Annotated in this window: 30 protein-coding genes; 28 read left to right on the forward strand and 2 right to left on the reverse strand. The window is 60.4% G+C overall.

The genetic code is table 11. The annotated features are described in order from the left end of the window. The first annotated feature begins 71 nt into the window (after positions 1–71). The 24 genes from SB659_RS10365 to SB659_RS10480 all read left to right on the forward strand — a co-directional run bounded on the left by SB659_RS10365 (position 72) and on the right by SB659_RS10480 (position 21,618). A complete protein-coding gene (locus SB659_RS10365) occupies positions 72–368 on the forward strand; it encodes a hypothetical protein (protein WP_410550337.1) in 297 nt (98 codons plus the stop codon). An 82-nt stretch (positions 369–450) separates the two neighbouring features. Further along, positions 451–1,791, forward strand: coding sequence for a terminase large subunit domain-containing protein (locus SB659_RS10370; protein ID WP_410550338.1), 1,341 nt, complete (start codon positions 451–453; stop codon positions 1,789–1,791). After that, positions 1,788–3,374: a phage portal protein gene (locus SB659_RS10375; RefSeq protein ID WP_410550339.1), complete on the forward strand. Its 1,587-nt coding sequence runs from the start codon at positions 1,788–1,790 to the stop codon at positions 3,372–3,374. The genes SB659_RS10370 and SB659_RS10375 overlap by 4 nt, the downstream gene beginning before the upstream one ends. Next, positions 3,352–4,089, forward strand: coding sequence for a hypothetical protein (locus SB659_RS10380; protein WP_410550340.1), 738 nt, complete (start codon positions 3,352–3,354; stop codon positions 4,087–4,089). The genes SB659_RS10375 and SB659_RS10380 overlap by 23 nt, the downstream gene beginning before the upstream one ends. 89 nt (positions 4,090–4,178) lie before the next feature. Next, positions 4,179–4,655: a hypothetical protein gene (locus SB659_RS10385; protein ID WP_410550341.1), complete on the forward strand. Its 477-nt coding sequence runs from the start codon at positions 4,179–4,181 to the stop codon at positions 4,653–4,655. A gap of 15 nt (positions 4,656–4,670) precedes the next feature. Then, complete coding sequence (locus SB659_RS10390; protein WP_410550342.1) at positions 4,671–5,591, forward strand: major capsid protein; 921 nt, start codon at positions 4,671–4,673, stop codon at positions 5,589–5,591. After that, the gene (locus SB659_RS10395; RefSeq protein WP_410550343.1) at positions 5,591–5,863 is read left to right on the forward strand and encodes a hypothetical protein; all 273 of its coding nucleotides are present in this window, start codon (positions 5,591–5,593) and stop codon (positions 5,861–5,863) included. Before SB659_RS10390 ends, SB659_RS10395 begins: the two co-directional genes overlap by 1 nt. Before the next feature lie 25 nt (positions 5,864–5,888). After that, positions 5,889–6,362, forward strand: a complete 474-nt coding sequence (locus SB659_RS10400; RefSeq protein ID WP_410550344.1) for a hypothetical protein — start codon at positions 5,889–5,891, stop codon at positions 6,360–6,362. A 334-nt stretch (positions 6,363–6,696) separates the two neighbouring features. Then, positions 6,697–6,990 (forward strand): hypothetical protein, encoded by a 294-nt coding sequence (locus tag SB659_RS10405; RefSeq protein ID WP_410550345.1) that lies wholly within the window; start codon positions 6,697–6,699, stop codon positions 6,988–6,990. Next, positions 6,987–7,391 carry a hypothetical protein gene (locus SB659_RS10410; protein WP_410550346.1) on the forward strand — a complete coding sequence of 135 codons (405 nt, stop codon included), beginning with the start codon at positions 6,987–6,989 and terminating at the stop codon, positions 7,389–7,391. Before SB659_RS10405 ends, SB659_RS10410 begins: the two co-directional genes overlap by 4 nt. Positions 7,392–7,441: 50 nt before the next feature. After that, positions 7,442–8,107 (forward strand): hypothetical protein, encoded by a 666-nt coding sequence (locus SB659_RS10415; protein WP_410550347.1) that lies wholly within the window; start codon positions 7,442–7,444, stop codon positions 8,105–8,107. 90 nt (positions 8,108–8,197) lie between these two features. After that, positions 8,198–8,350: a hypothetical protein gene (locus SB659_RS10420; protein WP_410550348.1), complete on the forward strand. Its 153-nt coding sequence runs from the start codon at positions 8,198–8,200 to the stop codon at positions 8,348–8,350. A gap of 30 nt (positions 8,351–8,380) precedes the next feature. Next, positions 8,381–8,728 (forward strand): hypothetical protein, encoded by a 348-nt coding sequence (locus SB659_RS10425; RefSeq protein WP_410550349.1) that lies wholly within the window; start codon positions 8,381–8,383, stop codon positions 8,726–8,728. 47 nt (positions 8,729–8,775) lie between these two features. Further along, the gene (locus tag SB659_RS10430) at positions 8,776–9,165 is read left to right on the forward strand and encodes a hypothetical protein (RefSeq protein ID WP_410550350.1); all 390 of its coding nucleotides are present in this window, start codon (positions 8,776–8,778) and stop codon (positions 9,163–9,165) included. Between the two features lie 19 nt (positions 9,166–9,184). Continuing rightward, entirely contained in the window at positions 9,185–12,868 is a 3,684-nt protein-coding gene (locus SB659_RS10435; RefSeq protein ID WP_410550351.1) for a peptidoglycan DD-metalloendopeptidase family protein, read from the forward strand. A gap of 12 nt (positions 12,869–12,880) precedes the next feature. Further along, entirely contained in the window at positions 12,881–13,855 is a 975-nt protein-coding gene (locus SB659_RS10440) for a hypothetical protein (protein ID WP_410550352.1), read from the forward strand. Further along, on the forward strand, positions 13,849–14,976 hold the full coding sequence (locus SB659_RS10445) for a Gp37-like protein (protein WP_410550353.1): 1,128 nt from the start codon (positions 13,849–13,851) through the stop codon (positions 14,974–14,976). The genes SB659_RS10440 and SB659_RS10445 overlap by 7 nt, the downstream gene beginning before the upstream one ends. Beyond that, a complete protein-coding gene (locus SB659_RS10450) occupies positions 14,976–15,962 on the forward strand; it encodes a hypothetical protein (RefSeq protein WP_410550354.1) in 987 nt (328 codons plus the stop codon). The genes SB659_RS10445 and SB659_RS10450 overlap by 1 nt, the downstream gene beginning before the upstream one ends. Then, positions 15,959–16,417: a hypothetical protein gene (locus tag SB659_RS10455; protein ID WP_410550355.1), complete on the forward strand. Its 459-nt coding sequence runs from the start codon at positions 15,959–15,961 to the stop codon at positions 16,415–16,417. The genes SB659_RS10450 and SB659_RS10455 overlap by 4 nt, the downstream gene beginning before the upstream one ends. Then, positions 16,410–16,859, forward strand: a complete 450-nt coding sequence (locus SB659_RS10460) for a hypothetical protein (RefSeq protein WP_410550356.1) — start codon at positions 16,410–16,412, stop codon at positions 16,857–16,859. The genes SB659_RS10455 and SB659_RS10460 overlap by 8 nt, the downstream gene beginning before the upstream one ends. Then, positions 16,859–17,743 (forward strand): M23 family metallopeptidase, encoded by an 885-nt coding sequence (locus SB659_RS10465; protein WP_410550357.1) that lies wholly within the window; start codon positions 16,859–16,861, stop codon positions 17,741–17,743. Before SB659_RS10460 ends, SB659_RS10465 begins: the two co-directional genes overlap by 1 nt. 3 nt (positions 17,744–17,746) lie before the next feature. Continuing rightward, on the forward strand, positions 17,747–18,136 hold the full coding sequence (locus tag SB659_RS10470) for a hypothetical protein (protein ID WP_410550358.1): 390 nt from the start codon (positions 17,747–17,749) through the stop codon (positions 18,134–18,136). Next, the gene (locus SB659_RS10475; protein WP_410550359.1) at positions 18,129–20,486 is read left to right on the forward strand and encodes a hypothetical protein; all 2,358 of its coding nucleotides are present in this window, start codon (positions 18,129–18,131) and stop codon (positions 20,484–20,486) included. The genes SB659_RS10470 and SB659_RS10475 overlap by 8 nt, the downstream gene beginning before the upstream one ends. A 139-nt stretch (positions 20,487–20,625) precedes the next feature. Beyond that, positions 20,626–21,618, forward strand: a complete 993-nt coding sequence (locus SB659_RS10480; RefSeq protein WP_410550360.1) for a hypothetical protein — start codon at positions 20,626–20,628, stop codon at positions 21,616–21,618. A gap of 99 nt (positions 21,619–21,717) precedes the next feature. Here the strand turns inward: SB659_RS10480 and SB659_RS10485 are convergent, their stop codons facing one another. Continuing rightward, positions 21,718–22,323: a hypothetical protein gene (locus SB659_RS10485; RefSeq protein ID WP_410550361.1), complete on the reverse strand. Its 606-nt coding sequence runs from the start codon at positions 22,321–22,323 to the stop codon at positions 21,718–21,720. 215 nt (positions 22,324–22,538) lie between these two features. Continuing rightward, positions 22,539–22,718 carry a hypothetical protein gene (locus tag SB659_RS10490; RefSeq protein ID WP_410550362.1) on the reverse strand — a complete coding sequence of 60 codons (180 nt, stop codon included), beginning with the start codon at positions 22,716–22,718 and terminating at the stop codon, positions 22,539–22,541. Positions 22,719–22,772: 54 nt separating this feature from the next. Here SB659_RS10490 and SB659_RS10495 point away from each other — a divergent pair, with 54 nt between their 5' ends. The 4 genes from SB659_RS10495 to SB659_RS10510 all read left to right on the forward strand — a co-directional run bounded on the left by SB659_RS10495 (position 22,773) and on the right by SB659_RS10510 (position 25,282). After that, entirely contained in the window at positions 22,773–23,150 is a 378-nt protein-coding gene (locus SB659_RS10495; RefSeq protein ID WP_410550363.1) for a hypothetical protein, read from the forward strand. A 422-nt stretch (positions 23,151–23,572) separates the two neighbouring features. After that, positions 23,573–23,998, forward strand: a complete 426-nt coding sequence (locus SB659_RS10500; RefSeq protein WP_410550364.1) for a hypothetical protein — start codon at positions 23,573–23,575, stop codon at positions 23,996–23,998. A gap of 157 nt (positions 23,999–24,155) precedes the next feature. Then, complete coding sequence (locus SB659_RS10505) at positions 24,156–24,611, forward strand: hypothetical protein (RefSeq protein WP_410550365.1); 456 nt, start codon at positions 24,156–24,158, stop codon at positions 24,609–24,611. Next, the gene (locus tag SB659_RS10510; protein ID WP_410550366.1) at positions 24,608–25,282 is read left to right on the forward strand and encodes a hypothetical protein; all 675 of its coding nucleotides are present in this window, start codon (positions 24,608–24,610) and stop codon (positions 25,280–25,282) included. The genes SB659_RS10505 and SB659_RS10510 overlap by 4 nt, the downstream gene beginning before the upstream one ends.

A 25,282-nucleotide genomic window follows, 5' to 3' on the forward strand; every position in this document is an offset into this window, starting at 1 on the left:
CCGCCTAGCCCCACCCTGCATAGCGATCTCCCCCCGAGTTTTTTCCACACAGCCCGTCAGGAGGTGGCGGCATGTCCAAGAGCCATATACGTGCCGTGGGTCCCGATGAGAAGGCTGAACGGGCTGAACCCAAGACGGTCCTTGAGGCTGCCGAGTCTGGGGATCGTGTTGCTGAGCTGACTGCTATGCGTCGTGTTATTGCCCGCGCTTTGGATAACGAGAACACTTCCCCTCGCGACCTTGCTGCGTTGTCTCGTCGCCAGATTGAGATCAGCAAGGAGATTGATGCTCTGAGGCGTCAGAAGCTCGAGGAGGAACGAGAGAGTGACATCTCCGCCGACGAAGAGTGGTCAGAGGAAGCTATCTGAGGTTGCGCGGCATATTTGCCGGCCGACTGGGATTGTTTCGACTGGGTTCCCGCCTGTGCGTGACAGGGCTAAGGCCATGGGCATGCCGATGGATCCTTGGCAGGATGGCGCCGCACGCCTGGCTTTGGCTAAGCGCGAGGATGGTCTCTACGCGGCCGGCATCGGTGGTGTGGTCCTTTCGATCCCTCGGCAGGTTGGAAAGACCTATCTGATTGCCGCTATCGTTTTCGCTCTTTGCACTCTCTTCCCGAATCTGACTGTGATCTGGACGGCTCACCGGACCAGGACTCACAACGAGACGTTCAAGAAGATGCAGGGCATGTCTCGCAAGCCGAAGATCGCCCCGTACATCGAGAATGTCCGGGCGACTAACGGCGAGCAAGAGATCATGTTCAAGAACGGGTCTCGTATCTTGTTCGGCGCCCGTGAGTCTGGTTTTGGCCGTGGTTTCGATGAGGTTGACATCCTTGTGTTGGATGAGGCCCAGATCCTTACGGCTGATGCGATGTCGGATATGGTGCCGGCGACGAATGCGGCACCGAATGGTCTTGTTTTCATGATGGGCACCCCGCCGCGGCCTAAGGACCCGGGCGAGGTCTTCACGAATGTGCGCCAAGCGGCGCTGAAGGGGGATCCTGACACGCTCTATATCGAGTTCTCGGCCGATAAGGGCGCGAATCTGGATGACCGTAAGCAGTTGGCGAAGGCTAACCCGTCTTATCCTCACCGGACCAGTGACGCGGCGATTCAGCGCATGCGGAAGTTGCTGGGCTCTGATGAGAGCTACCGCCGTGAGGCTTATGGCGAGTGGGACGAAGAAGCTCTCACAAAGAAGGCCATCAAGGTTACTGCTTGGGATGGGTTGAGGATCAGCCAGGACGCTGTTCCGGATGATGACAGCCGTCAGGTGTTCGCGGTGAAGTTCGCGATTGATGGTTCCGCGGTGGCTCTTGCTGCTGCACGCCGACCGGATGCCGGGGCTGTCCATGTCGAGGGCATCAAGATGTCTTCGATGGCTGATGGTACGCGGTGGCTTGTGGATTGGCTGCTGGAACGTTACGAGCGTGCCGCACAGATCGTCGTTGACGGTAAGTCCGGTGTCGGTTATCTCGTGAATGCCCTCATCGAGGGTGGTGTTCCGAAGTCGGTTATCTGGACTCCTGGGACTGATCAGGTGGTCGCGGCTCATTCAATGCTTGAGGCGGCCATCGTGTCCCAGGATAAGGAATTGTCCCACCTTGGCCAGAAGGATCTGGACGACCAAGTGAAGGCTGCTGAGAAGCGGAAGATAGGCGCGACTGGCGGCTTTGGTTGGGCTGCTCCGGAGGGCGAGAGTGTGGTTTTGCTGGATGCTGTGACGCTTGCCCATTGGGGCGTAAAGACGACGAGACGCCGACCAGGCAGAAAGGCGGGTTTCCTGTGAGTGCATGGACCGCCGCTGACATTACTGGGCTGCGTGTTGACAACGCGACCGATGATGAGCAGTCCAAGATCCGGAGTTTGCTCGCCGAGTGGAGCGCCCGCCGGGATAAGAACTTGAAGCGTTCGCTGTACTACGACGGTGAGCAGGCGTTCAAGGATCTCAACTTGATGCTCCCGCCGCAGTTGAAGAACGCGAAATTCTATCTGGGCTGGGGCACGATGGCTGTCCGGAAGCCTGCGATTCGTTCGCAGTTCGAGGGGTTGCGGCTGCCCGGTTCTGATGATCCTTTGGGGTTGGGGCGGACGCTCACGGAGAACAACTTCGGTCTTGAGCTTTCGCAGGGCATCGTATCGGCGTACAAGCATGGCCCGGCTTTCGTGACGGTGGCGAAGGGCGATGTTGGTGAACCTGATGTGCAGATCCAGTCGCACTCTGCCGAGACTTCTGCGGCTTTGTGGGATCGGCGTCGGCGCCGTATCAGCGCTGCCCTGACGATCTCCGCCTTCAAGGAAGACAAGCCATCCGAGTTCATTGTGTACTTGCCGGACGTGGTTCTCCGCTGCGCTCGTAATGCCATCGGGCGATGGTGGGCCGAGCGGATCGAGAACAAGATTCGCCGGACGCTTGTGGAGCCGCTGACCTACGATCCGCAGTTGACCAAGCCGTTCGGCCGGTCAAGGATTACTCAGCCTGTCATGGCTCTTTGTGACATGGCCGTCCGTGCTTATGTCCGCATGGAAGGCAACGCGGAGTTCTACAGTTCCCCGCAGCTTGCCATTGAGGGTATCGACCCGGATTCGTTCGGCGAGGTTTCGGAGTCGAAGAAGTTCAAGCTGGCGATGGATCGGCTGATTGCTTTGACTCGTGATGCTGACGGCAACGCGCCGAGCATCAAGCAGTTGCAGCAAGCCACTATGACGCCGCACTCGGACATGCTCCGGACTGTTGCTTCGGCGTTCTCTGGTGAGACTGGTATCCCTCTGAACTCGTTGGGTGTCATCCATGACAACCCGGCAAGCGCTGAGGCTATCAGGGCGGCCGAGCATGACCTTCTGATTGATGTGACGTACCAGAACAAGTACGTGCTGAGCAACGCTGTGGCGTCCATTGCGCGGCTAGCGGTCATGGTCCGTGACGGGCTCACTGAGCCGCCGGAGGAGTCGTGGAAGTTGTCGGCTAGGTTCGCTGATCCGGAGTTCCGTTCGACGTCGGCCAACGCTGATGCGTATGTGAAGCTCGCCGGCGCCAATGAGGATCTGAAGAGCTCTCCGGTGTTGCTTGAGACGGTCTTCGATGATGACCAAGTCGGGCGGATTCTGGACGAGCGGGCGAAGGCTGCAGCCGGGCAGTCATTGATGGCTCTGATGGGTCAGGGTGGCGGCGCGCCGGGCGATCAGGCTAAGGCTGAGGCTGAGGCGTTGAACATCAAGGCCACAGCGCTTGGCACTCTGCGGCGCGCTGGTGTTGATGCTGATGCTGCGGCGGCCATTGTAGGGCTGGATAACGTGAGATTCATTCCGGGCCAGCCGATCACGATACGTGCTGAGGGGGATCAGGTGAATGTTGGCACGGGAGGACATTGAGCGGTTCCGTGCCGCCAACAACGAACTCTCCAAGCGGGTGCAAGACACTCTAGAAGCGTTTGTTCGGTCGCTCAACTTCAAGCAGCCCGAGATGGTTCGTGATGCCCTGTTGGAGTTCATGCCGGCACTGACGGCTCAGTATGGCTCTGTGGCCGCTTCGATAGCTGCGGAGTGGTACCAGGAGCAACGGACGGCTGATGGCGCCTCTGGGAGGTTCCGGCCGGCGCTGGCCGCCAATGTCCCGGCGGACGCTGTGCAGTCGAAGGTGAGATACCTTGCCAGCCATCTTTGGACCCCCACGCCGGAAGCGATTATCGGCCCGTTGTTGACGGCTGCGGATAAGTACGTGAAGCAGCCAGGGCGTGCCACGACGGCACTCAACGCCAAGCGTGAGGGCGTCGCGTGGGCCCGCGTTCCGACCGGGGCAAAGACGTGTACGTGGTGTCTGATTCTGGCATCTCGTGATGCTGTCTATGTTTCGGAGCGGTCAGCCAAGACTGGCAAGGACGGCGAGCACTATCACGGTGACTGTGACTGCCAAGCGGTCCGCATCGGGTCAAGTCGTGATTATCCGCCCGGCTACCTGCCGGATGACTACTACGACATGTACCAGTCGGCCCGTGACGAGGCCGGCTCGAATGACGTGAAGGACATTGCCGCGGCTTTCCGGCGGCTGCATCCGGACGCGGTCAACGACGGCGTCCACACCCACTAAGACTTCCGCGGTTCTCCCGCGAGGCGGTACGCGCCCGTAGCGCGGTTCAAAATGCCCGACGGGGCCAAACGGAAAGGTGGTGTTTCGCCATGGGCGACACCGAGAACACCGCAGCAGCGGGAGACAACAACGATCAGGGCGGCAACGAGTTCAAGGCGCCGGCAACTCAGGCCGACCTCGACCGCATCATTCAGGATCGGGTGGCAAGAGTCCAGTCGAAATATGCCGACTACGACGACCTGAAGGCGAAAGCCGGACAGGTTGACACTTTCCAGTCGCGCATCTCTGAGCTCGAAACCACGAACGGTGAGCTTACCGGCCAAGTGCAAACCTTCACCCAGGAAAAGGAACGAGCAGCGCTTGTTTCCGCCATCGCGAAGGACAAGAACGTACCAGCCGACGCTCTCCGCGGTACGACCAAGGAAGAGCTCGAAGCACACGCTGACCAGCTCGCAGAACTCTTCAAGCCCTCCGGCCCGATCATCCCGGGCCAGGAGAGCACCCCAGGCCAGGTGCCGGGCAGCCCCGAACGGAAGTTCGTAGGCAGCTTGTTCGGCTCCGAATAAACGAAAGGCAACACCATGGCTGTATTCGGTACAACCGAAACCAAGGTCCTGCTTCCCCGTAATATCGCGGATGGCATGATCCAGCAAACCCGCACCACGTCCACTGTCGCTAAGCTGTCCGGAGCCGAGCCGCAGCGCTTCGGTGAGACGGACTACATCGTGTTCAACGGCTTCCCCAAGGCGGAGTTCGTGGAGGAAGGCGCCAACAAGGCATCCACCACGGGCGGCTTCACCAGCGTCACGGGCAAGCCTCACAAAGCGCAGGTCACCATGCGCTTCAATCAGGAAGTCCAGTGGGCTTCTGAGGACTACCAGCTTGACGTCATGAACCAGCTCGCTGGCGCCGGGCAGACCGCCCTTTCCCGCGCTCTGGACTTGGGCCTGTACCACCGGATCAACCCGCTCACGGGCACCGCCATCACCGCGTGGGACAACTACCTGACGTCTACCACGAAGCGCGTCGAGATCGGTACCGCCGAGGCTGATGCTGACCTCCGCGCCGCGGTGGGCCTGCTGCTCAACGCTGACACCTCGTGGGGTGTCAACGGTGTTGCCATCGATCCGCGCTTCGCGTGGTCGCTGGCGAACCTGCAGAGCAAGAACGCTGACGGTTCCCCGTCCGGCGTCCAGCGCTACCCGAACCTCGGCTTCGGCACGGACGTCACGTCCATCCTGGGCATCAACGCCGCGCAGGGCAACACCGTGGGCGGCACCCCGGAAGCGGCTGACACGAAGGTCCGCGCCATCGTGGGCGACTTCCAGAACGGCGTCCGGTGGGGTGTGCAGCGTGAACTGCCTGTCGAGCTGATCCGCTTCGGTGACCCGGACGGCCAGGGCGACCTGAAGCGCAAGAACCAGATCGCTCTCCGTCTGGAAGTTGTGTTCGGCTGGTACGTCTTCGCTGACCGCTTCGCCGTGGTTGAGGATGCTGCCTGATGCCGCGCCTCATCAACTCCGTCACGGGAGTCATCGTGAACGTGGACGAAGAGACGGCTCAGTCCCTTGGCCGTGAGTGGTCCGTCAAGGTCAAGGCTCCGAAGGGCGACAAGCCCGCGCCGGAAAATCCGGGCGCCGGAGACCAGACGCCGCCTGCGGGTAACGCTGCTCTCGCCGACTGGCAGGCCTACGCACTTGCCAAGGGCAAGACCGAAGAAGAGATCAAGGACCTCAAGCGCGAGGACATCAAGGCTCTCTTCGAGTCCGAATAGGCAACACAACTAGGAGGTCAGGCCAATGGCTGATGTGACACCGTTCCCATTTGCTTCCCTATCGGAGCTTAAGGATCGTTGGCCTGACTTCCCGGTTGGCGCTGATGCTTACGCCAACACCCAGTTGGAGGATGCGTCCCAGTTCATTCTGGACACAGTGCCGACTGCTGGTGCGGCTGATCCGAAGACTCGCCGGCGGATCGTTTGTGCCGTGGTCAAAAGGGCTATGCCTGAGTCGGACGAAGCCGGTATGGAGAGCATCCAGCAGTCCGGTGGCCCGTTCTCGCAGACGTTCAAGCCGGTCAACCCGAACGGCGACTTCTACCTTACGAAGCAAGAGCGTAAAGCTCTTGGTGATGGGGCGCAGAAAGCTTTCGGTGTGACCATCGCCGGCCCTTGTAACGCCACTCATTTGCCGTGGTGCAATCTGAACTTCGGGGCGACGTACTGCTCTTGCGGTGCGGACATCGCGGGCGAACCGATCTATGAGGGTGCCTGATGGGTATCGTTCGGCGGTTTCCTAGGAAGTGGCGCACTGATGTGGTGGTTTTGCGTGGCGGTGGCAGGGACTCGAAAGGCAACCCGTTGCCGGTAACGGAGATCCCGCTGAAGGATTGCGTTGTGGCCCCGCGTGCGACGTCGGAGCCGGTTGATCATGCGGACCTTGTTTCGAGTACGGCTGTTCTGTTGCGGGATCCTGACCCCAATTTTCGGTTCTTGCCGAAGGACCGGGTGAGGGTTCCTGTGACTGCCCGGATGGCTGGTGACTGGTCGGTGGATGGTTTGCCGGGTGAGTGGCCGTTGGGTGACGAGATCGCGTTAGTGAGGCCCTGATGGCGTTACGCAAGGTTGGCAAGAACTACTTCGCGGATGATGCTGGGCTGAAAGATCTTGGCACGTCAGCGGCCGTCGGCGATGTGACCCTTGCGGCTGCTAAGCGGCTGGCTGGGAACGCTGAAGCTGTTGGCCGCGGCAAATACGAAGCGGCACCGGCCACGGTAACTGCTGGCTGGGCTAACGAACGCCGCGCCGGTGCCGTGGTCCGTGAACGCTCGCACGTTTACAAGGACGCCCGGGATTCGATCCTTCGCCGCGTTATCGAGTCCATGAAGGTGGTGGGACGGTGATTGATGGTCTTGTGTTCCCGGATGTGCGCGAGTGCCTGAATGACCTGATTGACGGCACTGAGCATTTGGACGAGACGGTCCGGATGGTGTGGCATCTTCCGGCCGACGATTACGGCTCGTTGCAGGGCCCGTTCCCGATTGTGTTGGTGTACACGAACGGCGGCACTGAGGGCTTTTATGACCGCGTGGACCGGGTGACCTTGGAATGCTACGCGCCAGGCACTCAAGCGGTGAACACGTTGGAGTCCATCAAGGCGTTCATCTGCGGCACTGGCATCGAAACCACTCACGGCTACCTAGACAACATCAAATCTGATCAGGTGCCCGAGGATGTCCCTTACGCCTCGGACACGCTGAACAAGGCGTCGGCGACTTTCACGGTTACGTCCCGCCCCCTCTAGCCCCCACCGGGGACAACAAATCACATTGCCCTTGAAAGGGGTTCATTGTTATGCCCACATTCCAGACAATTCAGCAGGAAGCCGATGACCGGAGCCTGATTCGGAAGATTCAGCGGGCAGTTGGTTTCCTTGCCCCGACATCGGTGGAGCTGCCGGCGTCGATCTTCTCCGGCGCTGGTGCGCTGGTGGATCTCAAGGCCCTCGGATACCTGCCACTGGGCATGGTCACGCCGGACGGTTACGAGTTCGGCCGCGACGTGAAGTCAGATTCGGTCAGTGCGCTCGGCTATGCCGGGTCTGTCCGCTCCGACGTCAGCGAGGTGGCCCGCACCATCACCGTCACCGGCATCGAGACGGGCCGCAAGCATGTGCAGGAGCTCATCTACGGCACGGACCTGTCGGCGACGACCCAGGCCACCGCGACGGGCGAAATCGTATTTGATGAGCCTGACCTTCCTGTGGGCAAGGAGTACCGGTTTATCGTGCTCGGCTCTGACGGGCCGGCCGACAACAACTGGATCCTTGGCCGCGGCTACGGGCTGGTCAAGATCGCTTCCACAGATTCCCAGAAGTGGGGTTCGGCTGACCCCATCTCGAACTCTCTGACGTTCGACGTGTTCACGGATGACGAGATCGGCACACCTGTCCGCCACTACATGGGCGGCACTGGTGCGCTGAAGCACAAGACCGCGCTGGGCTTCACTGCCGGCGCCTAACTAGACCGCGGGCCGCGCCGTTCTTCCGGGTGGTGGTGGCGCGGCCCGCTCACACCCTCGACCACCCCCCCAACTTTCTAGGGAGTCATCATGCCCCGATTCATCAAGGACGGCCTGACCGTCGAGACCTCCGTGCCCCGTGAAGCTGCTGAGCTGCGCGCCCAGGGCTTCACGGAGCAGAAGGCCAAGACGGCCGCTGTGAAGGAAGCCGACACGGCCAAGCCCACCCAGTCCGACAAGTAACCAACCCCACCACCACCCGGAGGTAACACCATGGCAACTGACAAGCCAACAATCCACCTGTCCCTGTCCGCTCTTGAGGCTGAGGTTGCGAAGCCTGAAGCGTTCGTCCTCGCCCTGTCCGGCGGTAAGCGCATCACCTTCCCGGACCTTTTCGACATGCCTGCCGATGAGGCCAGCCAGTTCTTCAAGGATCTTGAAGAGACCGGCCAAAACGACTTTGAGTTCCTTGAGAAGTGGCTCTCCGAGAAGGACTTCGCGGCGTACAAGGCTGAGAAGATCCCGATGCGCGTTCATGCTGCCCTGATTCAGCGCGTCATGGATTACTACGAGCAGACGGTTGGGAAGCCGGGGGAAGGGCGCGCCTCCGCGAGCTCCTAACCCGCTACCGTCCGCAGATCCGCGCCGACCTCGCACATGAGTACGGCGTGGATCTCGCGGAGTGGTACGCGGGTAAGCGGTGGGCGGGCTTGCTCGAGTTGATCGACATGCTGCCCACCGCTTCCAGGCTCAACGAGGCTATAGCGAACGATCCTGAAGCGGCCAAGGCCATCGCTGAGTCGCAGCGGGGCAAGGAAGGCCCGGCGTGGGCGCCGCGCACCGCCGAATGGGACCTTCACGCAACGATCCTTGGTCAGATCGCCACGGGAATTGAAGTTCTCACCGCGGCGACGATCAAGGCCAACGGCGGGAAACCGGGTGACGTCAAACCGTTCCCGACCCCAAGGACAGAAATTCAGGCGGCCATGAAGGCCGCCGAGCGCGATTGGGCTGTGCAGTTCGCAAGCCAGTTTGGTTTCTCCGCGGAGGACCTATGACAACTCAATAGGAGGCCCTGTGCCCACCATCGGCGTAGCTGAAGTACTGGTCAAGCCATCGTTCAAGGGAGTGCAGCAGAGCGTCGGGCGGGAGCTTGACGGGATCGCTGACTCTGAGGGCAAGCGTGCCGGCTCGACCATGGGCCAGAAGCTCGGCGGGGCGCTGAAGGTTGGCGCTGTCGCCGTGGGCGGGGCAGCCATCGCCGGTCTTGGCGTGGCGCTGACCAAGGGCTTCGGCCGCCTGCAGGCCATTGAGAACGCCAAGGCGAAGCTCTCCGGCCTTGGGCACTCGGCTGAGTCCGTGACGGCCATCATGAACGATGCCATGGCGGCCGTGAAGGGCACTGCGTTCGGCATGGACGAGGCCGCGACGGTGGCCGCGGGCGCTGTGGCTGCCGGAGTGAAGCCGGGCAAGGATCTGGAACGGACCCTCAGGCTGACCGGTGACGCGGCAACCATCGCGGGCGTCGGCATGGGCGAAATGGGTGCGATCTTCAACAAGGTCGCCTCATCGAACAAGATCCAGGGCGACGTTATCGCGCAGCTCAACGACGCGGGTATCCCGATTGTGCAGCTCATGGGTAAGGAGCTCGGCAAGACCGCCGAGGAAACCTTGAACCTCGCCTCTGAGGGCAAGATCAACTTCGAGACCTTCCAGAAGGCAATGGAGAACGGCCTTGGCGGGGCTGCGCTGAAGTCCGGCGACACCTTGCAGGGCGCGTTCAAGAACACCATGGCCGCCGTTTCCCGTATCGGGGCAAGCCTGCTCTCCGGCGTCTACCCCAGGATCCGGGAATTTTTCGCCGGCGCCATCGAGTGGCTGAAGCCTCTTGAAGCCGGCGCGAAAGAGGCCGGCATCAAGGTCGGCGAATTTCTGGGTAAGGCCATCGACGGTGCTCAGGGGCTTTACGACTTGCTCGTCAAGGGTGACTTCACCGGCAAGTTGTCTGCGGCTTTCGGGTGGGCTGAGGACTCCAACGCGGTTACTTTCCTTCTCCGCATCCACGACGGCTTCAATACCGCGAAGGATGCCGTTGAGAAGTTCACCGCCGGGATCGGCATGGGCCGCGATGAGGTAAGCAAGATCGGCGGCGACATCGACCCGCTGGTGAAGGCTGGCTTTGACCTCAAGACGGCATTCGAGGGCGCGATAGACATTTTCAAGAAGACCATCGCGAAGATGTGGGAGTTCAAGGAGCCCATCGGCATCATTGTCGGGCTCATCACTCTCTCGCTCATTCCTTATTGGATCCGCCTCGGGATCGTTTCTTTGCAGGAAGCGGCGAAGGTGAAAATCGCTTGGCTGACGACACAATCGGCAGCCTACAAGGCGACCTACGCGAGCATGTGGAGCTTCGCGAAGATGATCGCCGGCTGGGTCGCCTTGGCCGCAGCGGCGGTCAGCTCTGGTGCTATCACAGCGGCTATCTGGCTGATGTATCAGTGGGACTCAGTCAAGGCCGTGGCCGCCATGGTCATCGCCCGGGGTGCCATTATCGGCAGTTGGATCATGATGGGCGCCCAGGCAACAATTCAGGCGGTCAAGATCGCGGCTGCATGGTTTATCGCACTGGGCCCTGTCGGTTGGATCATCGGCATTATTGCGGCTGTCGTGGCTGCCTTTGTGTGGGCTTACAACAACGTCGGATGGTTCAAGGACGGCGTGGACGCGGCGCTGCGCTGGGTTGGCGGCGCTTTCAAATGGCTCTACGAAAACGCGATCAAGCCAGCCTTCGACGGTATCGCGTTCGCGCTTGGCTGGCTCTACACAACCATCCTGAAACCAACCTTCGACGGGATCTTGGCTGCGGTGAAATTCGTGGCCGCAGGGTTCAGTTGGTTCTATTCGGCTGTCCTGAAGCCAATGTTCGATTCGGCGTCTGTGATCATCGGCGGTTTTTACCTGTTTTTCCGGGGCATTTTCCAGCTCGTCGTATCCGTGTTGCAGTACATTGTGGCTCCTGCCTTCCAGTCGTTTTACGACACGGCGGTCAAGCCTGTCTTCGACGCCATCGGCGCGGCGATCAACTGGGTGTGGCTGAGCGTCATCAAGCCAACTCTGGACGCCTGGGTGAACATGTTCACGGTTACCATCCCGACGGCGTTGAACTGGCTTTACGCGAACGTTGTGCAGCCAATCTTTACCGGCATCGGCAACGCCGTGAACTGGGTGTGGCTGAACGTGTTGAAGCCGACCCTGGACGCTTGGGTGTGGTTCTTCACGGTGGTCATCCCGAACGCTGCGAATTGGCTTTACCAAAATGCCATCAAGCCGATCTTTGATGGCATCGGCAACGCGGTGAACTGGGTGTGGCTCAACGTGGTCAAGCCGGTGCTCGACACGTTGGTGAACTTCTTCACCGTGGTCATCCCCAACGCTGCGAACTGGCTGTACAGCAACGGCATCAAGCCGGTGTTCGACAGCATCGGCAGTGCCATCAAAACGGTGTGGGATACCGTCATCAAGCCCGTCTTCGATTTCCTGTCCACGACCATCCAGAACGACATTCCGAAAGCCTTCGAGACTGGTGTTGCTGCGGTCAAGAAGGCTTGGGACACGATCCAGGACATCGCGAAGGCTCCGGTGCGGTTCGTCATCGATACGGTCATCAATGATGGCCTGATCGGCGCGTTCAACACGGTCGCGGGCGCACTGCCAGGCATCGACAAGCTGCCAAGGGTTGCTTTGCCTGCAGGATTCGCCGATGGCGGTTACACGGGTGACGGCGGGAAGTATGAGCCGGCGGGCATTGTGCACGCTGGCGAGTTCGTTTTCACCAAGGAGCAGACTGCCCGGGCCGGTGTGGGGAACCTCTACGCGATGGCCAAGGCTTTGGCCGGCTACGCGAAGGGTGGCCTTGTTCGCCCGATTGGGAACGCGACTGTGTCACAGCCGTTTAGCCCGACCCACAACGGTATCGACTTCGCTGCCGGTGTTGGTTCGCCCGTCGTGGCGGCCGGTCCTGGCCGTGTGTCGTCCGCTGGCTGGTCCTCCTATGGCGGCGGCAACGAGATCCACATTGATCACCCGAACGGGCTGCAAACGTGGTACGCGCACCTGTCCTCGTTCGCGGTCAAACTGGGCCAGATGGTCACTGCCGGAACGAAGATCGGCGAGGTTGGCTCGACGGGCAATTCGACCGGGCCGCACCTGCACTACATGGTGCTGAACGGTGGTTGGCCGTCCTATGTGAACCCGTCCGATTACTTGGACGGCGGCGGCGCGGCTGGTGACGGTGGCGGCGGGTGGCACTTTGACCCGATTGCGCCGATCATCGACGGCCTCGTAAACCTGTTCAAACTGGCCTTCCCTGCCGGCGGAATGATGGCCGACATGGCCATTGGCATCGGCAAGAAGGCCATGACCAGCGCATCGGACTTCCTAACCGGCAAAGCAGGGAAGAAGCCAGAGGGTGGCAAGGACAACGGTATCGGCACCGGCTCAACCGGGATGCCGTACCTGTACGACAACGGCGGTGTCCTGAACCCGGGCCTGACTCAGGTGTTGAACGCAAGCCGGAAGCCGGAAGCGATCTACACCAACGAGCAGAACCGGGCGCTGCAAACCCTTGCCGAGCGCGGTGCCACTGGTGCCGGGCGCGGCGGGGTGAACTTCAACGGCCCGATCCACGTCCGCGACGAGCACGAGATGGCTCGAATCATCGAAACAAAGCAGCGTGACGCGCTGGCACTCACCCGATAGGTAGGAGGCCTCATGGGCATTAGTTATGCGACCCCTTACCGGCCACCGCAGCCCGCGGTCAGTCCTTGGACCCGGGCCAGGATGACGTGGACAGCGAAGGGCGTTACGTGGCCGCTGACGACCCCGGCATCAGGAGTGTTCTTGATGCCGGGCGTTCGTGGCCTTGGTTCGATTTCCTCGGAACGGCATTCGACGTCGTCACCGGCTGTTGCAGGTTCGCGGTTTGAGGGCGTGTCTGTCCATGACCGTGGCGTGTTCTGGCCGGTGCATCTTTTCCACGATGCCGGTTCGGAAGCATGGGTTGAGCTCGACCGTGCCTTCTGGCAGGGCATGGACCCGGAAGACACCGGAGTGTGGGAGATCCTGCACCCGGACGGTTCGCGCAGGTCCCTGCGCCTGCGGTTCCAGGACGACGGAGACCACACAACCACCTTTGACCCGGTCCGGTACGGCTGGCAAACGTACGGCATCAACCTCATCGCTGAACAACCGTTCTGGGAGGGTGACCCGGTTGTGCGTTCGTGGAAGAACCCGGTGTATGCGCCGTTCTTCGAGCCGAACGGCCCTCACCTGTTCAATATCGGTTCGGGTGCCGACGTCTCAACGGCCGCAATAGACAACCCTGGCGACGTTGAATCCTATGCACGCTGGTTCATTGACGGTGAGACCACGGACGCGAGTGTCGGTGTTGATGGTCTTGTTGCCCGGGTGCCGTTCCCGGTGCCTGCCGGTAAGTGCCTGGTCATCGACTCGGATCCGGCCCGGATTGGCGCGATCATGTACGACGTCGTGCCCGGTGCGCCGAGTAAACCGTCGGAGCGCGTGATCGGGGTGGACATGGTCAACCCTGTGGACCGCACGCCCGACTTGGGTGAGGCGGACTTCCCGCCCATCCCGGCAGGTGCCATGGTCGCATTGTCCCTCTCACTAGCCGGGGCCGGTGAGGTTGAGGCGTTGCTGCCGACCCTGTATCGGAGGCCATGGTGAGTGTCTTCCGCGTGGCGGTCTATGACAAGGATCGACGGTTCCGGTGCCAGATCGGCAACCCGTCAGCACTGTCGGCCACGATCAGGCATAACCTCGTGTCCACGATGAGCATCACTGTCCCCTTCTCGCATGAGCGTATCCCTAAGCTCATGGAGGACGGGGTGCGGTTGAAGGTCTCGTTCAAGGGTCAGCACCTTATCTCAGGCCCGATTGTGTCAGAAGAGGGCGAAACTGACGGTGTCGGCGGGCACGTGACGTTCAGCGTTGAGGATGACTTCGCCGTGTTGAAGGACATGCTCGGCTGGCCCGTCCCCGGCTCCCCAGTGGGCAGCCAGTCAGCATCCGCGTACCGGACCTATACGGGGAACGCTGAGAGCATCATCAAAACCGCAGTGATCGAGAACGGTGTGAACCGGCTGGCCGTGCCTGGTCTTGTGGTGGCGCCGAACTTCAACCGTGGCGCCGTCGTGCCCGGCGGTGTGCCGCTGCGCATGCACCCATTGTTCGATCAGATGTTCCCTGCCCTTGAGAAAGCCGGCATTGGTGTTTCGGTGCGGCAGGTCGGTTCGGACCTTGTCCTTGACGTGTACGAGCCGAAGCTTTACCCGCGAACCTTGCGTGTTCAGGGCCGGACTTTGAAGACCGCGAAGTGGACCCGCGCCCGTCCGACTGCCTCGAGGGTGGTCATCGGCGGTCAAGGGGAGGACACTGCACGGAACTTCAGGCAGCTCGTTGATGCTGACCGTGAATCCCAGTACGGGATGCGGGCCGAGACGTTCCGGGACGCCCGGGACGACAATACCGCCACGGTCATGGACTCCCGGGGCCGGGAAACGTTGGACGAGATGGGCCCGAAGAACGGGCTATCCCTTGACTTGGCCGGGACGGGCATCTTCCAGTACGGGCCCGGCGGTTTCCAAGTCGGGGACCGCGTGCCAGTGAACGTCGGCGCCGGGCTGGTCATCACGGAAACAATCCGGGAAGTCACGTTGAACTGGGTCTCCAAAAACTATGCCAGCGCTCAACCGTCCATTGGCGAACTGACAAACCAACCCGCGCTGATCTTCGCGCAACGACTTGCTGCCCTGGCTAAGGGGCAGCGGAATCAGGAGCGTCACTGATGCCTGTTGCATTCACTTCTCATGGCTATGACACGACCCCCGCTAAGCCCTATAACGAGGATGCCTGGGCGAACGCTCACCCATTCATTGGTGCCGCGAAGTACGGCGTGAACGGGCCGGGTGACTGGAAGGTCAGCATCGTGGCCGGCGCTACCCGCACAGTATCCATCGCTCCCGGGGGCGGCTGGGGTTGCGGGGTCACTGATGAGACGTCACAGAATGAGACGCTGCAGTTCCCTCCCTCTGCCTCTGGGGTGCGCTGGGACACCGTCGCGGTACGCCGTGACTGGACCCCAACCGCTGGTGTTTCACAGTTCGTGATCATCCCGGGCGGGTCCTCCAAAGCAATCTCAGGGTCCCGACTGTTCGGGCCCGGTCAGATCGATGATCAACCCATCGCGTTGGTGCCGATCAAGGAGAACCAAACCCAGCCGGATCCCGTGGTGGATATACGATGCTGGGCCGCTAATGGCGGCGTGGTGGCCAAGGACGCCGCGGCTCTCGGGTACCTTGCCCGGCTGGGTGCACGCGTGAAAATCGGCAACGCGACATGGTCTTACGGGCTGGACAAGAACGACAGCCCGATCTGGACCACGGACGCACCGGACCAGAAGGCCATTGCACTGTCCGGCGGGTACGCATCGCTGGGTGCTGGAATTGTTGCACCGAACACGCAGAAACATTCGGACGGCCGCGTCTATCTGGGTGGTGCTATCGGCGCTTCTGGAACGTACGTGAACGTGGATAAGAAGCTGCCTGCCCGGTTCAAGGTCGGCCAGATCGACCCGAGCCACCTTCCGGCGGGCATCGAAGTTCTCAGGCCGATAGCTACGGCGTCCATGGGGAACGTCTATCTGTACGTGTACCCTGCCGGGCACGCAAAAGCAGGGTGGCTCGAGTTTGAGGCATCCAACGCCCCTGGCCTGATCCCCAAGGAAGCGTTCTCGATCCTGCTCACTGGCGGCCTGAGCTGGGCTGCCGCATGAGGATCCGTGAAGCGCTCCGGGGCCTGACCCGCACCGACTGGGCATTCATCCACTTCAAGGCCGCCTTGGCCCTGCTGTGGATCCTGCCGCTGCTGAAGAGCCCGTCGGTGCAGAACGCAACGCCCGTATGGTTCATCCTCGCGTGGGGGATCTTGACGACGCTGGGCTTCATCATTTCGGTCATCGGCCTTGTGATGTCGGCCCAAGGCTTCCAAACGCGGCGAAACGGCTTCCGGGTGGAGATGACCGGCATTGTTCTGCTCATGTCGGCGCCAGCGATCTATGGGTTGCTGCAGGTCGGCTTGGCGCTCACAACCGGCGCTGACCGATCCGTTGCCATCGCGTTCGCCTACATCATTTGCGCTGCACTACTGATTCGCATGGTCATGATCAAAACGGCGGCTAAGTCCCGAACGGTCATCTACCGCTACACGGAAAGCGTGATCGATGACTAACCTCTACTTCGCCGTCGCGGCCGACCCCGAGCCACTTTACGCTGGCATGCCGCTGCCGCTGCTCCTTGGCATCATCGGCGGCCTGATCACTATTGCCGGGGCCCTGATCGCCGCATTCAGCAAACGGTGGCGGACACCAGCCGATGACCGGGAAGACAAGAAGATCGGCATTGAAGCAGATGATCGCCTATTGCAACGGTTCCAGGATGTCATCGCAGAGTCGGACGCGAAGGTCGGCCGCCTCGAGGCGCGTGTTGCGCGTGTTGAGGAAGAGCTTGAAGAGCTCCGGTCGGAACGTTCCCGGCTCATCGATTGGATCTACGCGGCGGTCAAGGTTGTCCGTGACCTTGGCGGCATCGACCATCTACCGCCCCCGCCCCGGGGCGTGACCATCGCCGACCACTACAGCGCCCGCCAGGGCGCCAGCACAGGAGGTGCCTAATGACGTATCCGGTCAGGGCAAACATTTCCCAGAACTTTGGGGACAACCCGACTGCGAACATCATGCCCGGCTCGCCCGACTACTGGATCATCGAGAAGTTCGGCAACTACCAGCCGGATGGCCACACTGGCATTGACTGTGAGTGCGAGGTCGGCACTGAGGTTCATGCGGTGGCGGACGGCGTTGTGCTGCATATCGGCTGGATGGGCGGCACTTACGGGGACAATCCTTGGTGGGTTGCGCCCGGTTTCGCCGGTTACTGCGCAGTCATCGACCATGACAGCTTCATTGGCATCTACGGGCATTGCAAGGACGGATCCGCGAAGGTGACCAAGGGCGCCCGCGTCCGCGAAGGGCAGGTGTTCATCCTGTCCGGCAACACTGGCGGATCCACTGGACCTCACCTTCACTTCGAAATACTGCCCGATGGGTACGTCCTGAACTCCCGCTTTTACGGCCGAGTGAACCCGGTCCCTTATCTCGGCGCTGCCTCCATGGGCCCCGCTTCCATCACACCAGTTAAGGAGGACACGTTGTCCGCTGCAGAAGTCAAGGAAATCAAGGACCACGTCACGGCGACGGTCAAGGGCATCGCTTTGGCCGGTGAGGCTGGCCAGCGGGAGGCTGGGCCACTCTATAGCTTGGCCTCGAAGGTAGACCGCATCGATTCAGCTCTTCTTCCCGGCGTTGCTGGCCAGCGGCAGGCGGGGCCGATCTTCGGCGCACTGGCCTCCATCCAAGGGCAGAACGCAGGCTTGTCCGAGGCGATCCGTCAGATGGCCTCGAAGCCGGGCCAACCGATCGACTTGGCGGCCGTGGAAGCCGCAGCGGAGAAGGGCGCAAACACGGCGCTGGCCAACCTCCGCATCGTGTCGGAAGGCTAGCCCATGGGAACGCACCTCGCCCCGCAGCCAACACAAGCCCGCTACCCGTGGAAGACCACGATCCGGACGGCGTTTCAGGTTGGCATCCCGGCTTTCGTCGGGCTGCTCGTGATCCTGCCGCCGATCCTTCAGGACGTCGTTACCACGTTCGGGCATCAACTCCCGCCCGGGCTCACCGCTTGGTTGGCCGGCGCCGCGGTCACAATCACCGCGGCGTCGGCGCTGCTCGCCCGCATCTCAGCCATGCCCGGCGTCATCGCCTGGACCCGCAAATATCTTCCGTTCCTCGCACCCGACAACGCAAAGCACCGAACTAATCCGAACATCAGAACCCGTAGGGCCGCACCGTATTGGTGCGGCCCTTCTGCTTTAAGGAGGCCCGTCTGTGGCTGATTACACATTCGATTCCGAGCTGGTAGCGGACCCGTTCACGTTCCAGCGGGCTGGCAACTCCGCTATCACGATTTACGACGTCGCCGACGCCAATGAGACGACACCCCTAGCCTTGAAGGACCTCAACGGTTTGCCGTTACCTAACCCTTTGACGTCTTCGGCTGAGGCGTTTGTGCCCGCGTTCGTGGCACCCTCGGCGCAGGTCAAGATGGTGGGCGGTGGGCTCCGCGTGGTCCGGTCCAGCTTCCAAGGCGTCAGGGACGAAGCTGTCGCAGCCAAGGTGGCTTCACAGGCAGCCGCCGATGCCGCCCAAGCCGCGGTTGAGCTTGCACAGGCACCAACGGACGCGCAGGTGGACGCGGGCGTGGCCCGGGCCAACATCCCCTCGCAAGTCTCGGCTGTCGTGCCGGGGCAGGTAGCTACCGCTGTTCCGCCTTTGGTGGCGCAAGCCATCGCTGCTGATCCATCCGTAATTGCTGGTGCCGCATCAGCAGCCCAGAACACTGCCGGGATTATTCCCGCTTGGAAGGCCAACGAGGCTGTCACAGCCGGGCAGCGCCGGATCGCCCCGAATGGTGACGTAGTCAGCGCCAAAGTCAACTTCACCACCGGAACCGTGTACAGCGCCACGAACTGGAATGGATCAACGCAAGACGGCAGGATCGGGACGCTCGAGGCTAACCGTTATGACCGTCAGTCGGTGCTTACTACCGCATCGGTCCTTGACAGCCTTGACTCTGGCCTCTACCGCATCAGTTCGTCATCGGTAGCTGGCGCGCTGGGGATGCCAACCTCGAATGCTGGATCTCTTTGGGTTCATGTCGTAGATTCCAGCACTGCCGCACGGGAATGGCGGCCGGGGCCCTCCGGGGATGTCTGGGAGCAGCGGAAGAGTGGCGGCGTTTGGGGACCTTGGGGGACGGTGCAGTGGGGGAAGCCGAGCCTCACTCCGACGGCAGCCGCACCCCTAAACCTTGACACATTCCGCACGGAGGGCGTTTTCGAGGTTCCCTCATTGGCGTCGGCGCAGAACATCATCGGTCTTCCGATTGTGTCAACGGGTACTTTGGAGAACCTCTTCACCAAGACCTCCGTAACGTGGGCTCAACGCTTTACGGTTACCGGAAATCGGGATTCCTCACTCACTGGTGTCAAGGCCGGCATGTATTTCCGCTCTTACCGCACGATCAGTGGAGATGGGTGGAACCCTTGGCAACTTGTGCAGACCAAGGCGGTCGGCCCTCTTGTTTCCGGCATTGGGCTCTCTTTCACCGATACAGGTGTGGCCTACGTTCCCCGGTCGATTGGGACGGATGGATACGTCTACGGTTCCACCACCACCCAGGTTTACCCAATCCGGTCAGGAGACTCTTTCAACACCCCGCCGGAGCAAGGCCCTGACTTCCGCACATACGCGGGTTCCGGAAGTGGCTTGCAGTACGTGACCCGCACAACGGCCGGATTTGTGGCCGTCTGGGGCATCGACTCCACGCACTCGAGCGTGTGGTTTTCCACCGATTTCCAAGGACCGTACAAAAAGGTCTTGGACATGGGGCCCTGGCTACACACTGGCTTGTCCAAACCGGTCCTCGTGGCGGGGACCACTTGGCTGCTTTGGGGCGAATACACCAACGCTATTCTCCCGTCGTGGCCATTGAAGCGTTACCTATCTACGGACGGAGGGCAGTCGTGGACGATGGTCAAGCAGACCACCGTTATTGACAGCAATGTGAACTCTCACTCGCACACCGCACTCATCCGCCCCAATGGGAGGATCTACGTCTCGGAAGGGGACGGAATCAACAACTGGTTCGGGTACTCGGACGACCGCGGCAAATCTTGGATTAAGATCGACACTGACCCTGACGTTCAGACGGACGCGCCGTACACCGCGCAACCGACGGCCCTGATCGATTTCGGCAACAGTATTGGCCTCTGCCCAGACCGAGGTGGGTACGGTCCCGGCGTCTGGTCCATGGACCCCAACACGCACCGGATGCAGATTATGTTCAACCTCAGTGCGGGCGGACCATATAACGATGCCTCGAAACAGTATGGGCGAGCGGTCTACGCCCAGGTTGGTCCACAGGGACAGGAAGCCTATGTGCAGATGCCTGATTCGGGTTCCGGGAATAAGACGACGTACATAGTTGGAACGCCTGACGGCGGTAATAGGTGGGGGGTTGTAGCCACTATCCCGTGGGGCGCGTCCGGAGCGGACCCGGGGATTGGAATCATAGGTCCCGACCGCAACAGCAATATCTACATGCGAGGCACGAACTTACAGACATATGGGTCTAACGTCATGAAGGCGAAGATCCTCGACTGGGACAAAATCACTACAGCGTAAACGGCGCCCCATGACCCAAAGCTTGGGTCATGGGGGCCGTTTGTCGTTTATTAGACATCTCCTGTGTTAGGCCGCCATGTCACAACGCATAAACTGAAGCTCTTGCAATCAAAGCGCACTAATACGGGGGAGCCCAACCATGCAGTCGATCGGCGAAGATCCGTTCTACAAGGTCCCGATTTTTCAATTGGACAGCCTCGATGATTTCAACCCGGACCCAAGCGACCCGGAGCGGATCTATCACCTAGAAATTGGTGATGGCATGACTCTGTCCTTTATTGCCAAGCCAGTCCCTTGTGAGACTGAAGCGGTCCGAGTGGGCCTCCACTCGGCAAAGAGCCCGGCATCGCCTGATGATCACTTCTTCCAGCCCGTAAACATTCTGAAGAACTCCAAATCAGCGTACGTCGCTTTCGCGGATCCGACTCTTACCCTCAAACCGAACAACCGCCTCTCGTGGTTTGTGGGGACTCCTGACGTTGACCCTGACGACTGGATGGAAGCAATTATCAGGAAAATCATGGCCGCCTCAGGTTCGAAGTATGTCCTGACTGAAGGTTCCTCGGCTGGCGGGTATGTATCGCTGCGACTGGCCACACGCTTCGCTAACGCCATTGCCGTTCCGCGCATACCGCAGACGGATCTCTTTAGGTACGCCATCACCAGGCCGGTAACGGAAACACTTGATACTGCTTGGCACGGGCTCTCGTATGACGAGATCATGGCAAACTACTCTCACAGATTCCGGGTGGCTGACCTTTACGTCGACCCTGCTTGGAATCGTGGAAATCTTGTGTACTACGTTCACAATGCTGGTGACACGGAGCACACTACCAACCATCTCAGCCCGTTCCTGGACGAACTTGGCGAAGGCCCCGACGCCGTGAAGGCTTTGGACGGTCGCGTTATTGTCTCGCGCCCTTACGCAGGCGACGGACACGTCGGTATCCCATCCCACTATTGGCCTGGCGATGACGCCTTGGCTCTGTCCCTGTTGAAGGCGGCGCGCCCTTTGGAGGAAAACTTCCAGGCCGAGTCATCATTCGTCAAACCCATGGGGTCTCCAAACGACAAGGCGACCTCGGCAGCTAGGGCCAGGACTACAAGCTGGCACACTATCCCCTACTTCTAACCTGACGTTCAAATGCCCCCACCCTCTTCGGAAGGCGGGGGCATTCTGCGTCTAACTGCTGGCGTGCCCGTAGAAGCAATGTGGGGAACCCAAACTCGCCTATCGAAGGTTGGCGGGCAGGGAGACTAAGAACTCCCATGCAATCTGCCTCACACAGGCCGGGACGGGCGAACCTGGAGTCAGCAGGTTCTCTTCATTTATCTCCGACGGGTCTTCCATTCCTTCTGTCATGGCACCAGCCTGCACCGAAAGGGAGTTGAGTCTCGACAGTGCATGGTAGCGCTCTCCCAGTAGCGGGTCGACGTGCGCCCCGCCGTCAACATTGGCCAGAAACATGACCAGCTGCTTACGGGTAAACTCACCACCCTGCTTGTCATCGACCACGGGTTGATTCCACCAGTCATCGAACGGCAGATGGAATCCAGGGCCGCGTGGGGCTTTGCGGCCCTGGATTAGGGCTCGGATTTGTTGTTGGGGAGAAGGTTGCCCAATTGGCGGTCCATCACCAAGGAGTGGAGCGAATTCGAGACTGCCCCCGTCTTCGGTCATGCTGAATCGCGCCATTGCGAGCGGCCAGCCCGTGGCCAGATTGCCAGGGTCGAGCTGGCCAGCACTGTCACGGAAGCGTATTGAATCTTTTAATTGCATCTGCTTCAGGAGCGATTCGGAGGCCGGCGTATCGTGCAGCAGGACGCGAAGTGACACTGCGACACGTTTGGCCTCTGAGGCCTCTCCCTCATCAAATGCGAGGGCCGACCTCTTTAGAAAGCCCAACTGTTCGGAAAGAAGCACTGCATGCTCATCTAGTGGCCTAGGGATTTTCACCTACGAAGGCTACAGTATGGGATCACAAGGATCTCACCCCGTCAGCCATCCAAGAGAAGCCATTCTAACTTGGGGCGCTAAGTGACTTCCAGCGCTTATCCCCAGGCTGCCCGGACGACCATGTCAGCGTCCACGGCGATGTGCCGGCCAGTGTGCCCGGCGTCGAGAACACAGAAGACGTCGATGCCGAGATGGTCGGTTGATGCCGTGCACTCGTCAGCGCTCAAGGCTAGGAGCTCCAAGGGTATGTTGTCCCCTACGCCGAGTTCGCTCATGATGTCCTCTTCCTTAGGGGTGAAACCGTCGTACCAAGCATGCACTATTGGGGCATGCCCGCCCCTATGCCGCCGCCGCGTCGATTCCTGCTCGACGGCCGCACCCACGAGTACATAGAGCCGGAGCGTGACGGGCCCGTGGAGGACGTCCGCTCATGGCTTATGGGCGAATACCCAAGAGTGCACGCACGAGTGCCACTGGCGGCCGGTGGGACCGTTTACGTGTACGCCTCAGCCACGCACTGGGACCGGAACCAAATCCATGTCCAGTGGTACGACGACAACAAAGCCAGCCTCACCGCCTGGCTAGCGAAGGCGGACATTCGACCAGTCACCGACTCTGAATGGGACATCGACCAGTACAACCGCACACCCGACTGGCTCAAAAGCACCCGGTGGGGCTATAGGTTCCCAGGATTCCTGCCAGAGTAGAGGCGCCAACCACCGGGAGAATGGGGGCAAACTCCGGGTGGTTGGCGCACGTTCAAACCTAGCGGCACCTGACGGCCCGAACCCGCGATTTTTACGGAATCTTTACGGGCAAATTTCGAGCCGAAAGCTAGGGTCCAAGACAGCTGCGGTCCGATGTTTTGCCCATGCCCGGCCCTAGCTTGCAGTGCTACAGACGTCTCGGAATTCCGATATGAAAGGCGTCGACGGCAAGCTGGTGAAGGCTGTCGATCGTCATATTCGTGTTCGATGCAGGCGCCTCATCGGAGAGGTTTTCGAGCTTGCTTGCAACGGCCTTAAATGTTACAAAACGTGGATCAGCATATACCTATTTGCGTGTCTTCCGCACGCCGAGCTGTCTTAGGAATAGGAAAGAGTGGGCCGGAATCGTGTTGAATGAATCCATGACTCGCATAAATGACGACACTAGAACCCCGAACGCCTTCCGACTCTGGAACGAACCTCTCTTTCTTACCGGGGTCGGACTCACCTTGCTGGCAATCCTGACATTTGAGACCTCCAAATGGTTTTACGCGGCTGGACTGGCCCTGCGGCTGGGCGCGACCATCTTGGCCCTTGTCGCAGGCGTTGTCTTGTCTGTCTGGGCACTCCGCCGAGCAGAGTTAGGGCCGAGAAGAAGCGGGGCACTGGCCCTTACGTGCGGCATCTTCGGGATTCTCGGAGCCGGCGCCACTTACATCGCCGAACAAGCCATTCAGCACGCGATGAACACGGTCTCCTTTGGACCACTCGTTATCCTCACCATAACCCTGGCTGCTTTCGGAGCGATCTCACTGGTGGGCGGAATCGTAAAGCGCATCAACGCCTAGCAGGTAAGCCGTGGATTCGGGCGGACAGTCCTGTTCGTGCCCAGGCTGCTGGGATTCCTGGAAGGGCAAGGAACCCTGTGGGTAGCCCGTCAATAACGCCGAGGATTGCGTCACCCTCAGGCGCGACAAAGTCAGAGGTATCGGACAGAATGGAATCATGGTGAACAAGGTGGTGCTATGCCCGTCGGTAGGAGGCGGTACTGACCTGCGCATCAGCCAAGTCTCTACCGCTTTTCCAGCACGGACGCCGGCCGGAAGTGAGCTTCATCTGGGGAGTCAGGACCTCATTCGGTTCGCCAGTTATGCTTGTGTCCACGGTTTCACTGTGTCCTCGTTCATGCTGGCCGACGCCTACCTGGTCCCGTTGAATGAGGACGAGCAAGCCGAAATCTCTGCCGAAATGGTCAGGTCGCTTAATCAGTATGGCGAGGACGAGCTTGAGGCTTCATTGCGGGACGAACACGCGGGTGTATACGTCATCGGCGTCAACCTCATCGAGCCATCGACCGGTATGCGCATCAGCATTCGTCGCCGCGGTTATATCGAGACATCGATTGTTCAGGAAGCCGAGAAACTTTTAGAGTCTGCGTGGCGGGAGCTCCGGCTCACTTGACCAGCAAAATATATGGTGTCCTCGGGAACGCCTTTAAAGTGGCGATCGCCGCTTGGGGCACGATCTCAATTGATCCATGGGCCGAACAGACATTTCCGTTACTCGGAAAGCCCATTCAGTTTCTGATAGCGGCAATTATCGCCGCGATCATCTTGGAGTTCCTGCTACAGGTCATAGTGGGCTGGCCTCGAATCCGCGTCGAATGGAGAGATAAGGCTGAGGACGCTCCTATCACGGAGATCGTGGCCAGAATAAGACAAAGTAACTCGGAGTCCCAAGTATTTTCCCTGAAGATATCAGCACCCGGAGGCGGGTGGTTGGGTCACCAGCTCTTGAAGCTTTACACGCGCTCCGGCGCCCAACTCAAAATTTGCATAGAGCAGGCCTCGATCGTTCCGACCTGTGAGCTATCATCCAAGGTTGGCGGTGCGCCGTCGGTCATGCCTGATGACAGTTCAAATGGATTTACTGTTGAGCTCGGTAAAGCTCCACGGCGACCAGGACCTTGGCACTGGGCAGAGGTGAGGTGGCGGGACGAGTCCACGCCGGTCGGAGACGAGTTCAACATCGACTATGTCTTCCAACACAAGAATCCCTTGGTCAAGTCCCTCTTGAATGTACTTATATGGCGTTCGAAAAATGCCAGCTGTTTCCGAGTAGTAGGATCTTGA

It is taken from the genome of Arthrobacter sp. SIMBA_036 (genome assembly GCF_046535135.1).
GTDB lineage: Bacteria > Actinomycetota > Actinomycetes > Actinomycetales > Micrococcaceae > Arthrobacter.

What these genes read in the sequence shown, in the direction of transcription:
- SB659_RS10365 (WP_410550337.1), top strand. Translation starts at nt 72, where the DNA reads ATGTCCAAGAGCCATATACGTGCCGTGGGTCCCGATGAGAAGGCTGAA.
- SB659_RS10370 (WP_410550338.1), top strand. Translation starts at nt 451, where the DNA reads ATGCCGATGGATCCTTGGCAGGATGGCGCCGCACGCCTGGCTTTGGCT.
- SB659_RS10380 (WP_410550340.1), top strand. Translation starts at nt 3,352, where the DNA reads ATGTTGGCACGGGAGGACATTGAGCGGTTCCGTGCCGCCAACAACGAA.
- SB659_RS10385 (WP_410550341.1), top strand. Translation starts at nt 4,179, where the DNA reads ATGGGCGACACCGAGAACACCGCAGCAGCGGGAGACAACAACGATCAG.
- SB659_RS10390 (WP_410550342.1), top strand. Translation starts at nt 4,671, where the DNA reads ATGGCTGTATTCGGTACAACCGAAACCAAGGTCCTGCTTCCCCGTAAT.
- SB659_RS10395 (WP_410550343.1), top strand. Translation starts at nt 5,591, where the DNA reads ATGCCGCGCCTCATCAACTCCGTCACGGGAGTCATCGTGAACGTGGAC.
- SB659_RS10400 (WP_410550344.1), top strand. Translation starts at nt 5,889, where the DNA reads ATGGCTGATGTGACACCGTTCCCATTTGCTTCCCTATCGGAGCTTAAG.
- SB659_RS10405 (WP_410550345.1), top strand. Translation starts at nt 6,697, where the DNA reads ATGGCGTTACGCAAGGTTGGCAAGAACTACTTCGCGGATGATGCTGGG.
- SB659_RS10415 (WP_410550347.1), top strand. Translation starts at nt 7,442, where the DNA reads ATGCCCACATTCCAGACAATTCAGCAGGAAGCCGATGACCGGAGCCTG.
- SB659_RS10420 (WP_410550348.1), top strand. Translation starts at nt 8,198, where the DNA reads ATGCCCCGATTCATCAAGGACGGCCTGACCGTCGAGACCTCCGTGCCC.
- SB659_RS10425 (WP_410550349.1), top strand. Translation starts at nt 8,381, where the DNA reads ATGGCAACTGACAAGCCAACAATCCACCTGTCCCTGTCCGCTCTTGAG.
- SB659_RS10440 (WP_410550352.1), top strand. Translation starts at nt 12,881, where the DNA reads ATGGGCATTAGTTATGCGACCCCTTACCGGCCACCGCAGCCCGCGGTC.
- SB659_RS10445 (WP_410550353.1), top strand. Translation starts at nt 13,849, where the DNA reads ATGGTGAGTGTCTTCCGCGTGGCGGTCTATGACAAGGATCGACGGTTC.
- SB659_RS10450 (WP_410550354.1), top strand. Translation starts at nt 14,976, where the DNA reads ATGCCTGTTGCATTCACTTCTCATGGCTATGACACGACCCCCGCTAAG.
- SB659_RS10455 (WP_410550355.1), top strand. Translation starts at nt 15,959, where the DNA reads ATGAGGATCCGTGAAGCGCTCCGGGGCCTGACCCGCACCGACTGGGCA.
- SB659_RS10460 (WP_410550356.1), top strand. Translation starts at nt 16,410, where the DNA reads ATGACTAACCTCTACTTCGCCGTCGCGGCCGACCCCGAGCCACTTTAC.
- SB659_RS10465 (WP_410550357.1), top strand. Translation starts at nt 16,859, where the DNA reads ATGACGTATCCGGTCAGGGCAAACATTTCCCAGAACTTTGGGGACAAC.
- SB659_RS10470 (WP_410550358.1), top strand. Translation starts at nt 17,747, where the DNA reads ATGGGAACGCACCTCGCCCCGCAGCCAACACAAGCCCGCTACCCGTGG.
- SB659_RS10480 (WP_410550360.1), top strand. Translation starts at nt 20,626, where the DNA reads ATGCAGTCGATCGGCGAAGATCCGTTCTACAAGGTCCCGATTTTTCAA.
- SB659_RS10490 (WP_410550362.1), bottom strand. Translation starts at nt 22,718, where the DNA reads ATGAGCGAACTCGGCGTAGGGGACAACATACCCTTGGAGCTCCTAGCC.
- SB659_RS10495 (WP_410550363.1), top strand. Translation starts at nt 22,773, where the DNA reads ATGCCCGCCCCTATGCCGCCGCCGCGTCGATTCCTGCTCGACGGCCGC.
- SB659_RS10500 (WP_410550364.1), top strand. Translation starts at nt 23,573, where the DNA reads ATGACTCGCATAAATGACGACACTAGAACCCCGAACGCCTTCCGACTC.
- SB659_RS10505 (WP_410550365.1), top strand. Translation starts at nt 24,156, where the DNA reads ATGGTGAACAAGGTGGTGCTATGCCCGTCGGTAGGAGGCGGTACTGAC.